Consider the following 14,859-nt stretch of genomic DNA (forward strand, 5'->3'; position numbering starts at 1 on the left):
GCAAAAAGAATTAGGAGAAATAACACCTTGGATACGTATAGTAACACCTCATGCTGGTGGCGACAAAGGCTTTCATTTTGTGCCAGAAATCGATGAAGAAATTTTAGTGGGCTTCGAAGGTGGTAATGCAGAACATCCTTACATGATGGGAAGTTTGTACAATGGTGGCGGTAAAGCTGGAGCGTTTCAAAGCGATGCTAATAATATAAAAGCTATTAAAACAAGAAGCGGTCATATAATTGAGTTTAATGACACTGCGGCAGGAGAAAGTATTACTATAAAAGATAAAAATAGTAATGTTATATTTATTGATACGGTATCAAATAATATTCAAGTTACTGCCAATAACAATATTGAAATTACAGCAGCTGAAACAATGACTCTAAGTGCCAATAATATTAAAATTAAAGCTAAAGAGACCATAGACATGTCTGCAGGCAAAGACTTTAATAAAAGTATAGCAGAAAATTATAATGTTATGACAAAAAACAGCACAAAAGTAGTAGAAGATAAATTATCTACCGATGCTAAGTCTCAAACGAACGTAGCAGATGAAATAACGGTAAGTAGCAACAAAGAAAACCTAACTCTTACATCAGGCAAAACAGTAGATGTACAAAGCAAGGAGAAGGTGAAACTATTTTAAGAGTTTTATTTCTAATAAATGGAAGACAAAATTAAAAGTACAAACACAATAGCTTTTGATAATTATCATTTAAAATTCAACACCAAAAAATTAAGTGGTAAATATGGCTGCTCAGTACTTTTTAATGATGGTAAATCTCAAAATGAAATTAGGTATAAATTAGATATATCTATTAAAGACAACTTAGAAAGTGGTGGTAAAATTTTTGTGGTAGACAGAGAAAATAAGATTTTTGTTAATGACGTTATACAAAATGATTTTATAGACAAATTAGCTTTAGAAACCAGTAAATGCCTCTACCCTTTGCATCTAAAAACGAAGAGAAACGGTAAACTAATTGAAATATTAAATTTTGATGCTATTTTAAGTAGATGGGAGCAAACTAAAGTAAATTTAAGAGAAGATTATAAAAGTGGTCTAACAGAGAAATATATAAAAGCAACAGAAAAATCACTTCTATCTAAAGACATATTATTAAAAAAAATTAGTAAAGATTGGTTTATAAATCTCTATTTTAACTCCTTTTATAAATTCTATTCGCAAGATTTATATATAGATGAGAAGTTAAGCTATCCAATACTTGGGAATGCTAAACCAGTAAAATATAAAGTTAAAAGTAAAATTCAATTAAACGAAGACACTAAAGATATAAGATTAGATATAAATGGTAACATAGATGATGAAAGGTGTGCATTAGATTTAGAACAGAAATTAGATCATCCGCATTACAAAAATTTAAATGAAGAAGAAGAACCTCTACCTGGAACCTGCAATCTTATTTACCTGTTTGATGGAAAAACAGGTATTATAGAAGCTATTGAAGCAAAGTTTGAGACCGAATTTTCAATTCCAAAAAAAATATTAGTAAAGCTGTTTTTATTAAAAGAATTAAACGAAAGCAATGCATTCGTCGTTGAAGATAACCAAGAAGACAACAAAAAGGAAAGAAAAATAGGACTATGGTCTAAATTATTTAGAAAGTAAAGTTTAAGAATGAGTCAAAAATATGCAGTCATACAAGGAGCCTTATGCAAATGTGAATTTGGTGATTTCCCAGATAAACTAAAAGTACTATCACATCAAAAATATTATGCAAACGATCCATATGGTGCAGATAAACTAATAGCTACCACAATGGAATTAGGTGGAGCAACTTTCGAAAAAAACACGTTTGGACAATGCAAATTACAGCCTACAGGTAGTAGTTATAAGCCCTGTCAAATAGTTGTTACCAAATGGGATAAATTTTACGAAAATGTAGAATTTAGTAATGGAGGTAAAATAATATTAGAAGACAGCAAAGCAACTTGCCCAATTTCTGGAAGCCCATGCATTAGTGTATTAAAACATGGGCAATCTATGGCTGGAAGTTCGAGTAGTGCCCAAGAATCTAATCAAGAGGTACAACAACAAATTAACCCAATGGTAGATGCTCATAACCTCGAAGAAGATCCTAATATTAAAGAAGTTATACTTACATAATACGTTGATATGCCAATAGGAATAGAAAAAATAGTAGTTGTAAGACAAGGAAAAGAACACTCATGGGGAAGCTTTTTTCTAACTCCCGAATTTGCTTATGAGCTTATAGTAAAATATTATCCCGAAACTCCTGAGGCGATGAAAGGCTTCGCAAAATGGGTATTAAAACCAAAATCTTTTGGTTTATATGCAAGTAAAGACCAAGATGGGATTATTGGTGATAAAAGAACCATCTCTATGTTAGCTAAATTTTGCGGGCCAAAGAGATTTGTTATTGAAGCATTTTTAAATGAACCTACAAATAGTTACCCGCAACAACTTGAGTTTTGGGGAAAAGCACCCGAGAAGATTATTAGCACTGCATGGAGTAAAACCAATGGAGGAGCTGATATCAGGGGTGAAAAAATTAAATATGGTGATACCGTTTGGCTTAACGTACAAACCGAAGGATTAAATGGTGCAAAATTAGATATTGACGTTTATAATAGACGATCTGTATTTTCTAATGAGAAAGCTACTACTCTCAAAGGTGTAGAATGCATCCAAGGTGAAGTTAATGTAGAAATAAATAACACATATTCTTGGAGAGAATTTACAGGCCTAACAGCAAATAACAGTGGAGAAGAATTTTATGTAAAAATAAGTCTTGCGGGTAAAAGTGATAGAATATTAGACGATAATAATGATGATATTCACGCTAGATTTCTTACCATCGAGGACAAGATTACAAGACGTGAAGTAGAAAACCATGAAAGCGCAAAACCATTAACTGTAGGAGAAAATGAAGTAACTGTTGAGCGATTTGAACTCTGTCATTTCAAAAAAATTACGGTTACCGATGATAAAGTCAACATTACGCTATTCGATGAGGGTAAGATATTAGAAAAGGACAGAGGGAATGGAGAGTTTCATTTTTCTGAAACGATTCATTTTGATTTTGATAAAGATGAAATTAGAGCAGATGCCAAACCGGTTTTAAACGGTGTATCTAATTTATTGCTAAATAATCCCTATGTACCTGCAGAAATTGGCGCACATTGCGATATTAGGGGAAATAATGCATACAACGACGACTTGTCTAAACGAAGAGCGTTATCTGCAGTTGAATATTTGGTTTCAAAAGGCGTTTCAAGAAGTAAAATCGTGGCCAATGGCTATGGTAAAAGAAGACTTTTAATTGAAGGTGAGGACTTAACAGACGAAGAACATGAACGAAACAGACGATTAACCGTTAGATTTAAAATCTCTGGTGATGATGCAGAAAGTATTGTTTTTCAAACCATTGCACCAGATGAGACGGAAAAGAAAAAAATAAGCTTTACTGTAGATCCTTACCAAACAGATAAATGTTTAAGAAAAGGAAGTGTTGATGAGCATACCACCAACGTACAAGTATTAGAACTTACCTCTAAAGGTAATAACGGTCCTTTTGAATATGATGGCACTTCTAAATTTGAACATGAGGTCTATTCAAGTTTGTCTAAAGCAAGGTTTATTCCGGTAGATTATATATTACCTCATAAAAGTACAACAAACACGTTTTCATTTTATATAAATAGTTGCAGATATTATTACAATAATAATGTAGCAACAGTAAAAGTAAAAGTTTATCCAGATATCAAATGGGAGTTTTACGTGTTCTTAAATTTAAGTAATGATTTAAGTGTAAAATGGCAAAACATACCATATGATAAAAGCGTAAAGCCTGAAAACTTTGGTTTTGATGGAGAAAAAAATCTTAATGTTAGAGCAGGTAAGACTGGTGCCGAAAGAAGATGGGAATATACAGATATTGATTTTGGAGCCGTAATTCAAGCTAAATGGAACAAAACTGGAGAAGACACTTATTCAGAAGAAGAGAAGCTTACTGCCAAGTTTGACAAAAAAATTAAAACACTTTATAAAGTTTTTGCTCAATTAAAAGATGCTTCTAAATATGTTACTAATGGTACAAAAGGAACTATAGCAAAAACAAAAGTTGGTAGTACATTGCCATTATCTTTTGTAATAAAACCTCCAAACTTATCTTTAGGTGCAGAATGGCAGTTAGCAAGAGGTTATAAAAATAATCAAGCGATAAAAGAACTAGGCACTGAAATTAAACTTTATTTTAAAGCTCAGCCATTAATTGGCTTAGAAATAACTTTAGATTTATTAGGTTTGGCCATTGGCGCTACTGGTCCAGCGGCACCAATATTACAAGGCATAAGATATTGGATAGGCGAAGGTGAAAATATTAAGCTCGAAATGTATGTAAACTTAGTATTAACTGGTACAATTGAAATTCCAGATTTAAGCCTAACTTACAACACTGCTTCAGATAGCACAGACCCAAATAGAAAAGTGCAACTAGACGCAGAAGCAAAAATAGAATTAAAATTAGAAGCTGGATTATTTATTAAAGCACAAGCTGTAATAGTTGTAGCAGAGTTTTATGCTACTGGTAAGGCGCATATAGAAGGTAAAGGCTCTGTTACATTTGGACATGAAATTAAATATCAAAACGAAAAACTAACCTATAGACCCAAATTGCAGTTTGATGGCTTACATGCTAAAATTGAAGTAAAAGCAGAAGTAGGAATGACAATTCGAGCAGGATGGTTTAGTGGAAATTATAATAAAAATCTTGCGGATCATCGTAGAGAATATAAAAATCTTGTAAGAGAATTTGATATCATTAAACAAATAGAACAAATTACAGGATTAGATGCTACAATTAATTTAATAGAGAAAAAATAAAAATAATGCAAATAAATAGAATAATATTATTAATAATGTCTAATATTATGTTACTAGCATGTAAATCGCAATCAAATTTCGATTTAACAAAAGTCAAGTTAAATGAAGATAAAATTTCAGATTTAATTTCATCAGAAATAAAAACAGCTACTTATAATGCTGGAGTATCAGAAGGTGAATATAAATACACCTCTACAGGTTCTGATAAAATTTTAATATTTAATAACGTTAATTTCTCAGGAGAAAACCCAGATGCTAGTTATGAAAATAAAGTAACCTTTTATTTTAATAAAAAAGATAGTATTATCAATAGATATCAATTAGAAACCTTGGTCACAGAACAAAGTAACAAACTAATTGAAGTGTTGAGAGAAAAATTAGGTGAACCTAATTATACAGGATTTAGTGACGAAAAAAATAAACAAGATAGTTATCCTTCAGAATTCATATGGGAAGATATTAAAAACGGTCTTTTATACCACATTTCTTATACAAAACAGCATTACGGAATGGATTCAAACCTTAATGTAATGCCAATTGCAGAAAATTATCCTGCACTACCTGGCATTACCTATTGGGAAGACTTTATAATTGAGCGTAAGAAAAGAGGTAATCCTAATTATACTTACCAACAATTTATTATTGATGAAACAGAGCACGATCCTGAAAACGTTTATAACACATATACAAAATAAATAATTAATTTTTTAGAATTGCAAAAATGATAAAAGAGCCATACTACATGATTAATTTCGATGCAGCAGCTTGTTTGTTTGAAATACGTGTTAACGATGTACCAGTAATTACATTAGAACTTGATGGGCAGGCGTCAACTAGAATTCCAATTAATTTTGCTATATCTAAAAGTGGAGAGCAAAAAGTTAGTGCTAAGATCTTACCAAAATCTGGTGAATTAGAACTATCCTCTAAAGCACAATTAAATTATACAATAGAATTATACGATGTGTACAATGATGTCTTTGTTTTTATTAGTGATTTTAGAGGAAATATGTCTCCCAAAATTGATAAAGAGAAAAAGACATCTATTCTAACAAGCTCAACCGTTTTCGAAGCAAAAATACCTTACCAATTAAGAGACTATTGGAAAGATGGTGAGAATTTAAAAGATGTTGATGATTTAGAAGTAAAGTTGAGAAACACCTATCTTAATCTGGGTAAAATAATTAGTGAGGAAAATTATGATTTGTTTTCGCAAAAAATGGCAGACAGAGAATACAACATGGCAACAGCCATGTATTTATCAAATAAAAAAGCTAATACCAGAATACAAAAATTAATTAACGATTTTAAAACGGGTTATAACGTAATGATGTTTGAGGAGGATTCTGTTGTAGTTTTCTCTGCATATGGAAAAAAAGCAGCTTTAAAAACACTTAATGGTCATCCTGCACTTTCTTTTGGTAACGAAGAAGAACAGGAAAAGATTATGCTTGATATAGAATTTTATTTTAACAAAAAGAACAATGCATTCGAGATTATATAAAACCATTAGTATTTTCCTGTTTTTAATTTTGTCTACTTCTCAAATATTAAGTCAAAGTAAAACGTCTAAAATAGCGTTAGACGCTTTAATAATTAACAAGAATGCCAATACTATCCTCAAGCATAAACTTAATAGTAGCATGTTAAGTAAAAGAGGTATTGAATTCACAGCTAAATATCATGATACTCAAGATAAAGAGCGGTATACTTTATTTGATGTTCCTGTTGAATCTATTGAAGTAATTTTAGTTAATAATGAATTAATTTCTTTAGAAATTAAACTTGAGGAAAATAATGACCGCATAGAACATATTATAAATATGTTTGTAAAATACTTAGGTAATTACAATGCAGCGCAATCAAAAATAACTAATAGCCAAAAAAAACTATTTTTTGAAGATAAAGAAAATCATTTCCTTATTGATGCATTTTCTGAGACAGATACTAATATGGGACATCTATCTGTTGGGTATATTACACAAAAATTTATAGCTTTAGATAAAAAGATGAGAACAAACTAATTTATAGAAATATAAAAGTCCAAGAAAATTAATTCTTGGACTTTTAAATAGGTTACTTATTTTATTAAAACTTAAACATAACCCCAAATCTTGCAGATTGGAAGAAATTGTTAAACACATTTAAATCTGCATTAAGTGAGCTCACTGTTTTTTCTTCAATTGTTAACTCTTCACTTAACATGACCTCATCGTATGTTAAAGATTGGTAATTAGCTATATCTGAAGCCACAAAAGAAATGGCAATGTTTTCTTTAACAAAATAGTTAATTCCTATGTCTATTCCAGCCTGAAATCCTGTAGCTTCTTGAGTGTTTTCTTTTATACCAAATTCTGTGCTTAAATAACCACCTCCTATTTCTCCGTAAACTTTAAATCGCTTCCCTAACTCTAAGAAATAGTATCTTACAAATAAACCAGCTGCAAGTGTTGTTTCCTCGGTGGCTTCTGCTTCTTCCGGTTCTTCGGTTGCTTCTTGATAAGATAAATCTAAACCAATGGCTAAATCGTCTGCTATTAAATACCCTGCTTTAGGGTTAATGGTAAAAGATGATGTTTTTACTGCTCTTCTTTCATCGTCTTCACTACTATAACCTAACATGCCTTCAACTAAAATTTCTCCTCTTAAAAGGTAAAAATCTGAGTTTTCAACTTCTGTTTCTTGTGCGTAAAGTCCAGAAAAAGTTAGAAATAATGCGAGAAATACTAATTTTTTGTTCATGTTTAATACTGTTGTTTGTTGGTTTAATTAAGAATATTTAAAATGATATGTTATATTAAAAAAACTTTTTTTTAAACATAAAAAAAACCCGAAGCGAAAACTTCGGTTTTTTTTATGTTATAATTATTGGATTATTTTTGTTGCTCGTATTCTGCATCCCACTCATTGCCATCGTCACCTTTTTGTCCATCCATTTTAATCATAAAATTCTTTGCTGGAAAATAAGGTTTCATATGCACATCTAAGTAAATACGATCTTTTTGGTTATGATCTTGCTCAAAACGCTTTATAGAGAAATCTTCTATTAATTTATCTGGACCAGTAATATTGTCTAAAAACTTAACAATTTGTCCCATTAATTCTTTTCTTGTTTTAGCGTTAAAGTTTTCGAAGGCACGACGGTTTAAAAAATCCATCAATACTTTTGTTACATAATCGAATACTCTTACAACAGAATAGGTTTGAAGCCCTAAATTGTCTCCATTAAATAAAGTCTTTGCAGAGAATGCCATAACTTTTCCATATTCATTTACCATTGGTACTAACCCAAGTTTTTCTAATTGTGCTATTTCGCTCTTTTTAAGATCGAAACGTACACCATCAATTTCGTTAATACCACCAAATTTCTTACCTGCAGTAACTTGAGACATTAAGGTATTATATATTTTACCTGCTAAAGCCCCTGCTGGTGGCACGAATAAATCGTCCTCTTCACCTACCTCATCGTGTTTTCCTCTTCCTACTAACCAGTTACAAGACATGATAACATTAGAGCGGTATTTATCTCCTCCAGTTAGGTTTGCAGATTCAAACATTTCCATAACATCATCTGGCTCATCTAAATGCTCAAAATCTGTAACTAACATTACTTTATTATCGTGTGCTATCTTAGCCCACTTCTCCACTACTTTATTAGACCCTAAATAACCTGGAATAACCAGTAGTCCGTAATTTTCTCTTAAATCTAAACGATCGTAAGATGCGTTTAATTCTTCAGAAATTGCATCTATAAAACGGGTGTTATCTAAATCTTTAACCTGTTCTAATTCTGCGTTTACAATAGATATATTTTTAAGCTTATCGGCCTCTGTATTTTTAAAGAAAAGCGCCATGGATCGGTATGATCTTTCTAAATCTCGTGTTGCATTAACGGCTTTACCTAAATTCTTTTTTAAAGATACATCTGCCTCTTGAGAACGTTTTTGAGATTCTTCTACCATTTCTGATATATTATCAGATTCAGACATTATAGAAGACCACATTTCTAAGACCTTTTTTAAAGTTTCGCGTTCGTCTTTTTTAGCATTTTCGGTTAAAAAAATCTTTTTTCTTGCCTTTCTTTCAGGGTTCATATTTTGAACGCCTTCCACACAAGCCTCCATTAAATCAAATCCACCGTATTTTGCTAACTTTTCGCTATTGTCTTTTAAAAACTCTGAGGGATTTTCAACAGGTTTAAATGCTTGTGTTTTGTTTTGAGATGTAGCCATATCTATTTATTTGCTTCAATTTCGGTTAATAATGCTCTTATAGAATCCATTAGTGCTTGTTTAGCCTCTGGATCTTCTAAAGCAGATCGTAGTATTTTATTCGTTTTTAATTGCTTTGCAATTTTTACATATTGATCTTTTTCAACACTTAATTCCTTTAAAAATTTACTTTGCTTGGTAATACCTATAGCTCCATAATCTCCTAATCCTTTAAAATTAAGCGTCTCTTTTTTGCCTACACCTTCTGCGTTTTCAAATTCAACCTCAACATTTGGTTTATAATGCTCAAAAACATCGTCTATAGTTTTTAAACCTTTAACTATTTCTGGTTTTATTGGTTGGTCTTGCGTTAATTTCTCGACAAGAAGGGTTCTATTTTGAGGAATGTCCTGAATAGCTTCAGCTGCATCAGTTTTAACTTCATTACCTCCTATTCCGTATGTATCACTCATTTTAGTGCAATTTTGATTAATATTAGTGTTAAATATAAAACTATTTTTTTTATAATGAATTATTTATTTTGATATATCCCAAGTCAATTCACCCTTTTTATCGATATCTACTTTAATTTTTGCTCCTTTGGTTAATTCGCCTGAAATTATTTTTTTAGAAAGTGGTGATCTTAAATCTGTTCGTATAACACCTCTTAATGGTCTAGCCCCATATTTTGGTGTAAATCCTTTTTTTGCAAGATGTGTCGTAGCCTTATCGCTTAAAGTAAGAGTCATATCTTGTTTGTCTAAGGCCTTGTATAAATCTTTTAGCTGAATTTTAAAAATTTTTGTTATAAAATCTTCCATTATTGGAGAGAAAGGAACAATTTCTGTTAACCTTCCTAAAAACTCTGGTCTAAAATGCCTTCCCATCATTTCTAACAAATCATTAGACTTTGGTACTACGCCTTGGTTAAAAGATTCAACGATATGGTCACTACCAATATTTGAGGTAAATAAAATAACTGCATTAGAGAAATCGCCTTCTTTACCTAATCGATCGTGCAGTTTACCTTCGTCAAGAATTTGTAGAAAGATATCGAAAACCGATGGGTGTGCTTTTTCAATTTCATCGAATAACACAATAGAATATGGTTTTTGTCTAATTTTATTCACCAATAAACCACCTTCTTCATAACCTACATAACCTGGTGGTGCTCCATATAAGAGTGCAGCAGAATGTTCTTCCTTAAACTCCGACATATCAAATCGAATAATTGAGGTTTCGGTTTGAAATAAAAACTCTGCAAGTGCCTTAGCTAATTCTGTTTTTCCTGTTCCGGTTGGACCAGAGAAAAAGAATGAACCTATTGGCAAACCTGGTTTGCTTAATCCTGATCGCGATTCTAAAACAGCTTCTGTTATTACTCTCACGGCATGATCCTGACCAATAACCCGTTTTTTTAGTTGATCTTCCATATTTAACAAGCGATCCTTTTCGTCTGCCTGTAATTTTCCTGTTGGAATACCTGTTTTATTTGCAATGGTTAAGGCAATATCATTTTTATTAACAGCCGTTTTCTCTTTTGAAGCGACTTTTAACAGCTTTTCTAAAATAGAATTTAATTCTTTATAACCTTTTGCTGGTGTTGTTATCTGTTCTAATTTATTTTCTTCTTCAAGCTCGGTAAACAAAAGATAGCTTAACTTATCTTTCATTTGTGTATACATCCAGTTAATTTCGCTAAGAGCTTCTTCTTTTGGTCGCTTTTCTTCTTTTAAAGCTGCTACTCTTTCTTTTAATACTTCTATCTCTGCTACAGACGTCTCAATCATAAACTTTGCTGCAGACATTGTCCTGTCTATTAAATCTATTGCTGAATCCGGCAAGCTACGTTCTTTATTATAACGTTGTGCTAATCTAATAGCCTCTGCTATGGTTTCGTTATTAATATCAAGGTTATGGTGGTTTGTGTAATAGGAGATTGTGTTTTCAATCATCCTAAGTGCTTCCGTTGGTGAAGGTTCTTCCAGATTTATGGTTTCAAATTGTCTGGCTAATCCTTCATCTACCTCAATATGTTTTCTAAATGCATCGTTTGTTGCTGTTGCAATAATGGTGAGTTCCCCTTTTACCAATTCAGACTTTAAAATATTAACCAAGCCTTGGTTGCCATTACTCTTATCTGTAATTGTATTTAGTTCATCTATTAACAGAATTGCCTTATCATGCGCTTTTATATCTTCGAGTAGCTTTTTTAATCTGTCTTCTATCTCTCCTTTATATCCTGCTCCAGAAACCAGACTTATAAAATCTAGCTCAAATACTTTTGCCCCTTTTAAATGTTCCGGAATGTTATCGCTTGCCGTAGCATAGGTTAATCCATTAAGCATAACCGTTTTACCTACACCTGGATCACCCAAAATAATGACGTTTGGCTTAGAACGCCTTCCTAAAATTTCGGTAATCATTTTAATTTCGGCATCTCTACCAGAAATAAGCTCTAATAGTGCATTGTTGGCTAATTCACTTTTATCTATAGTGTATTTTATTGTTCCGTTAACTTCAGCATTTGAAGACTTCGAATTGCCTACAGTACCTGAATTGACCGTTTTTGAAACTTTTTTGCCTTTGTTGTTTATAACATCGTCTGCCTGTAACGGAAATGTTTTAAGTTGTTCGAATGAAAAACCAACGCCAGGTGTTGCTAAGGCTGCCAATACACAATAAACATTTATGTCGTCCACGCCTAACTTAAGCTTTACACTTTCAGCTTCATTAAAAACAGCTTCTACCGAGGCGTCATGTCCAGGACTTTCTGGTATTTTGTTAGTCTTTGGAAAAGATTCTAACCTTACCTCTGCCCATTCTTCTATATAATAAGCATCTTTCCCAATGCTTTCAATATATTTTAGCATCCCAATATCGCGATGCAATAATGCTTTTAATAAATGAGCTGAAGAATATTCTTTGTGAGAATACTCTTTTGCTATAGATTGTGCGATGTGAATGACTTGATTTAGAGTTGTATTAAAATTGTATTCCATTTGGGAAGCTGGCAGTTTTGAGCGTTTGTTTGCTTTAGAATAAAAGTATATAATAATTACTAATAGCTAATATAAATACGAATAAGTGTAAGGTTTTATCTATAAAGAGTAATTTTAAGTGAGAACTGTGAATAATTTGAACAATTTTTTTAGTTTCTGTAAAACAGAAAACACTTTTATAATTGGTTTTACTTAAAATAAACTCTTAAATTTAGATTGATTAAATAAGAAAACAAAGAATGAATATGTATAGAATAGTTATTTTAGGGTTAGTAGTATTATCCATGGTTTCTTGCAAAGAAGATTTAAGTGGCTTTGAAGGCCAATGGCAATGTAATGATGGCTCTGCCACTATTTATACAATTAGAAAAGTTAATGATAATTCCTACCTCATGAAATGGGGTGAAAATAATTACATTACAGGCGTAGTCACCAAAAAAGGGGTTTTTGAAACTGCTAATGCTATTTTAGCTTTAGATAGCAAAACAAACCAGCTAATTCTACCAAAAAATTGGCCTTGTGAAAAGGCAGTTAGATTGGTGATGCTAAATGAAAAAAAAGACGTTCCAGAGGTTACAGAAGAGACCGTAATTACTCAAACTAATGCAAGTCCTGTTCTTAAAACAGAAGACAATGAACATAAAGAAGTTATTCAAGAAACCATTGCTAACAACAACCCTACTGAACCTTCTCAAACAAAAAATAAAATTCCTGAAAACATTACCAATATCTTAACTAAAGAACCGACATCTCACAACTGCTTGATTAGACAAATTCTTACTAATGGTGAGTATAAGTTAATAACTGTTGACTTTATACAATTAAAAGAAACTGCGACAACTAATGGGAAGTTTTATCAAATTGTAAATACCAATCCTAAATTGAGAACTTTTTTGTTAACAGATAATACCACTTACTCGCCAGACACACTCGATTTAAACAGCTTAAAAAGCTTTAAAACAAATAACGATGAAGGTCAAGTTTTTAAAATTGACACTAAAGATGGCAATGTGACTGCGCTTGTAAAAAAATTATAGCACAGCTCTTTAAAATAAAAAAGTGCGTCTCTATCAGACGCACTTTTTATATTACTATATTAAAGTTAACTTATTGTTTAATAAGTTTAAAGGTTTTGTTTCCTGATGCGGTACTTAATTTAGCCAAGTACATTCCTGTCTCGAAATAAGAGGCATCAACCGTGAAATTGTTAACGTTGGGTTGCATTTTCGTTACCTGCTTACCCAAAATATCGAAAATTTCAATATCTAAGATTTCTTCATGAGACGTCATTTGCCATGAATTTGAGGTTGGATTTGGATATACTTTTACAGTATCTAAAATATTAAATTCTGTTACTCCCAATGATGCTGGTTGAATGATTATATTACCTAACGCAGCCTCGTTTGCTGGATTAGCATTACGGCCTCTAACTGTAAAACCATATTGTATATTTACTGCTCCAGGTTGCGAGTTATTGTATGTAACGTTGTAATTTGATCCTGCAGTTAGCGGTGCTGTTATTTCTTCTAAAAGCGTAAAGCCACCATCAAATATTCTAATAAAAGCGTATGCGTTGTAGGCAACATCAAGAGTATTCGACGATACATTACCAGTAAAAGTAAAGGTTTGGCCTACTAAAGAATTGTCTCCAATTACAGTGCTTGCCTCCATATCTTTATTACCCTCTAAAGTAGTCTGATTCACCCAAAAAGCATCCGTAGAATTATCTGCATAGGTGTTAAAATTGGGCTGCAAAGTCATTGTAGAGTTACCTGTATTAATAACAGTTTTTAAATCTGGAACTGCCCAACCACTTCCAAACTGGTAGGCTCCTCCATTTTCGGGCAACTCAAAAACATTCATAAATCCTCCCCATGCGGCATTAGCATCAAAATTAATTGTTCCATCAAATGGCTCGGTTGGTTCAGATAGTTTATTGGCACCCCATGTAATATTGTCGACTAACAATTGTACGTCTTCTGTTGTATCAGGTCCTCCACAAGTAAAGTCTATAAAAACGACCATTTGGTCAATGTTTACATTATCTCCCACATTGAAGCCAGAAATATCCCAGGTTAGTGTTTCCCATGTATCTGCAGCCGAAACTTGACCTTGGGCATCGGTAATTTCGAATACGGTGCCGTTTGTAGCATTTGCGAATTTTATACCTACTACTCCATTGGTACTGCTCCTGTTTACATCCATACTTAGAGATAAATTACTTGGTACTGCTGCATCTAACTCCCAAGTCCCTAAAGTACCATGAAAATTAACAGCACCTGCATAACATGGTGCTGCTCCAACCATATTAAGTTTTAAGACTTGAGTGGTTGCTGATGGATTAACACCATCTGGATCGGGATTTGTAACGATTTCAAATGCTGGAGCAGGAGGATCGAACGTTGTCCAAGCATTTATGTCTCCATCTGGATCTCCAGACTCAAAACCTAAGTTATAAATCTGTTGTTGGGAAAATCCTAAATTCAAAGAAAGTAAGATAATTAATAAGGTAAAGTTTTTCATAATTTTTATAGATTAGTATAAAAAAGTAGTTATAGCCGATAATTGGATTTACTTTTTTACAAGATTAGATTAAAGACTATTCCTTAATCAATGTTAATAGTATTCACTATTAAATAAGAGTCCGGCAACTTTTATGCTACCAATTTTAACTCCTACGGTAATATTATAAACTACTTCTGGCTCTGGATGTTGAACACCAAAGAGGGAAATAAATATGAGAAATAGTAGCCCTTATTCTTGTTTTTAGTCTGGCTAC

At 32.2% G+C, this 14,859-nt stretch carries 13 protein-coding genes; 8 read left to right on the plus strand and 5 right to left on the minus strand.

Annotated elements, in window-relative coordinates; translation table 11 throughout:
• The 7 genes from ACVC43_RS00855 to ACVC43_RS00885 form a co-directional block, all read left to right on the plus strand.
• Nucleotides 1-646, plus strand: a 646-nt coding sequence (locus tag ACVC43_RS00855) for a phage baseplate assembly protein V (RefSeq protein WP_452222683.1), incomplete at its 5' end; no start/stop codon positions are given.
• A gap of 18 nt (nt 647-664) precedes the next feature.
• Nucleotides 665-1,630 carry a hypothetical protein gene (locus ACVC43_RS00860; RefSeq protein ID WP_452222684.1) on the plus strand — a complete coding sequence of 322 codons (966 nt, stop codon included), beginning with the start codon at nt 665-667 and terminating at the stop codon, nt 1,628-1,630.
• Between the two features lie 9 nt (nt 1,631-1,639).
• Nucleotides 1,640-2,128 (plus strand): DUF4280 domain-containing protein, encoded by a 489-nt coding sequence (locus tag ACVC43_RS00865; protein ID WP_452222685.1) that lies wholly within the window; start codon nt 1,640-1,642, stop codon nt 2,126-2,128.
• 9 nt (nt 2,129-2,137) lie between these two features.
• Nucleotides 2,138-4,867: an OmpA family protein gene (locus ACVC43_RS00870; protein ID WP_452222686.1), complete on the plus strand. Its 2,730-nt coding sequence runs from the start codon at nt 2,138-2,140 to the stop codon at nt 4,865-4,867.
• Nucleotides 4,868-4,872: 5 nt separating this feature from the next.
• Complete coding sequence (locus ACVC43_RS00875) at nt 4,873-5,562, plus strand: hypothetical protein (protein WP_452222687.1); 690 nt, start codon at nt 4,873-4,875, stop codon at nt 5,560-5,562.
• 26 nt (nt 5,563-5,588) lie between these two features.
• A complete protein-coding gene (locus ACVC43_RS00880; RefSeq protein ID WP_452222688.1) occupies nt 5,589-6,371 on the plus strand; it encodes a hypothetical protein in 783 nt (260 codons plus the stop codon).
• Entirely contained in the window at nt 6,352-6,891 is a 540-nt protein-coding gene (locus ACVC43_RS00885; protein WP_452222689.1) for a hypothetical protein, read from the plus strand. The genes ACVC43_RS00880 and ACVC43_RS00885 overlap by 20 nt, the downstream gene beginning before the upstream one ends.
• Nucleotides 6,892-6,955: 64 nt before the next feature.
• Here the strand turns inward: ACVC43_RS00885 and ACVC43_RS00890 are convergent, their stop codons facing one another.
• The 4 genes from ACVC43_RS00890 to ACVC43_RS00905 form a co-directional block, all read right to left on the minus strand.
• Nucleotides 6,956-7,609, minus strand: coding sequence for an outer membrane beta-barrel protein (locus ACVC43_RS00890; RefSeq protein ID WP_452222690.1), 654 nt, complete (start codon nt 7,607-7,609; stop codon nt 6,956-6,958).
• A gap of 131 nt (nt 7,610-7,740) precedes the next feature.
• Nucleotides 7,741-9,099 (minus strand): DUF5458 family protein, encoded by a 1,359-nt coding sequence (locus ACVC43_RS00895; RefSeq protein ID WP_452222691.1) that lies wholly within the window; start codon nt 9,097-9,099, stop codon nt 7,741-7,743.
• A gap of 2 nt (nt 9,100-9,101) precedes the next feature.
• On the minus strand, nt 9,102-9,551 hold the full coding sequence (locus ACVC43_RS00900; RefSeq protein WP_452222692.1) for a hypothetical protein: 450 nt from the start codon (nt 9,549-9,551) through the stop codon (nt 9,102-9,104).
• 63 nt (nt 9,552-9,614) lie between these two features.
• Entirely contained in the window at nt 9,615-12,080 is a 2,466-nt protein-coding gene (locus ACVC43_RS00905) for an ATP-dependent Clp protease ATP-binding subunit (protein WP_452222693.1), read from the minus strand.
• 245 nt (nt 12,081-12,325) lie between these two features.
• Between ACVC43_RS00905 and ACVC43_RS00910 the strand changes: the two genes are divergently transcribed.
• Nucleotides 12,326-13,117, plus strand: coding sequence for a hypothetical protein (locus ACVC43_RS00910; protein WP_452222694.1), 792 nt, complete (start codon nt 12,326-12,328; stop codon nt 13,115-13,117).
• A 70-nt stretch (nt 13,118-13,187) separates the two neighbouring features.
• On the opposite strand, the gene ACVC43_RS00915 is transcribed toward ACVC43_RS00910, so the two are convergent.
• On the minus strand, nt 13,188-14,603 hold the full coding sequence (locus ACVC43_RS00915; RefSeq protein WP_452222695.1) for a T9SS type A sorting domain-containing protein: 1,416 nt from the start codon (nt 14,601-14,603) through the stop codon (nt 13,188-13,190).
• Nucleotides 14,604-14,859 lie beyond the last annotated feature (256 nt).

The organism is Lacinutrix chionoecetis (genome assembly GCF_053604665.1).

Bases quoted from the DNA above. Each gene is read 5' to 3' on its own strand.
- ACVC43_RS00860 (WP_452222684.1), top strand. From the start codon at position 665: ATGGAAGACAAAATTAAAAGTACAAACACAATAGCTTTTGATAATTAT.
- ACVC43_RS00865 (WP_452222685.1), top strand. From the start codon at position 1,640: ATGAGTCAAAAATATGCAGTCATACAAGGAGCCTTATGCAAATGTGAA.
- ACVC43_RS00870 (WP_452222686.1), top strand. From the start codon at position 2,138: ATGCCAATAGGAATAGAAAAAATAGTAGTTGTAAGACAAGGAAAAGAA.
- ACVC43_RS00875 (WP_452222687.1), top strand. From the start codon at position 4,873: ATGCAAATAAATAGAATAATATTATTAATAATGTCTAATATTATGTTA.
- ACVC43_RS00880 (WP_452222688.1), top strand. From the start codon at position 5,589: ATGATAAAAGAGCCATACTACATGATTAATTTCGATGCAGCAGCTTGT.
- ACVC43_RS00885 (WP_452222689.1), top strand. From the start codon at position 6,352: ATGCATTCGAGATTATATAAAACCATTAGTATTTTCCTGTTTTTAATT.
- ACVC43_RS00890 (WP_452222690.1), bottom strand. From the start codon at position 7,609: ATGAACAAAAAATTAGTATTTCTCGCATTATTTCTAACTTTTTCTGGA.
- ACVC43_RS00895 (WP_452222691.1), bottom strand. From the start codon at position 9,099: ATGGCTACATCTCAAAACAAAACACAAGCATTTAAACCTGTTGAAAAT.
- ACVC43_RS00900 (WP_452222692.1), bottom strand. From the start codon at position 9,551: ATGAGTGATACATACGGAATAGGAGGTAATGAAGTTAAAACTGATGCA.
- ACVC43_RS00905 (WP_452222693.1), bottom strand. From the start codon at position 12,080: ATGGAATACAATTTTAATACAACTCTAAATCAAGTCATTCACATCGCA.
- ACVC43_RS00910 (WP_452222694.1), top strand. From the start codon at position 12,326: ATGTATAGAATAGTTATTTTAGGGTTAGTAGTATTATCCATGGTTTCT.
- ACVC43_RS00915 (WP_452222695.1), bottom strand. From the start codon at position 14,603: ATGAAAAACTTTACCTTATTAATTATCTTACTTTCTTTGAATTTAGGA.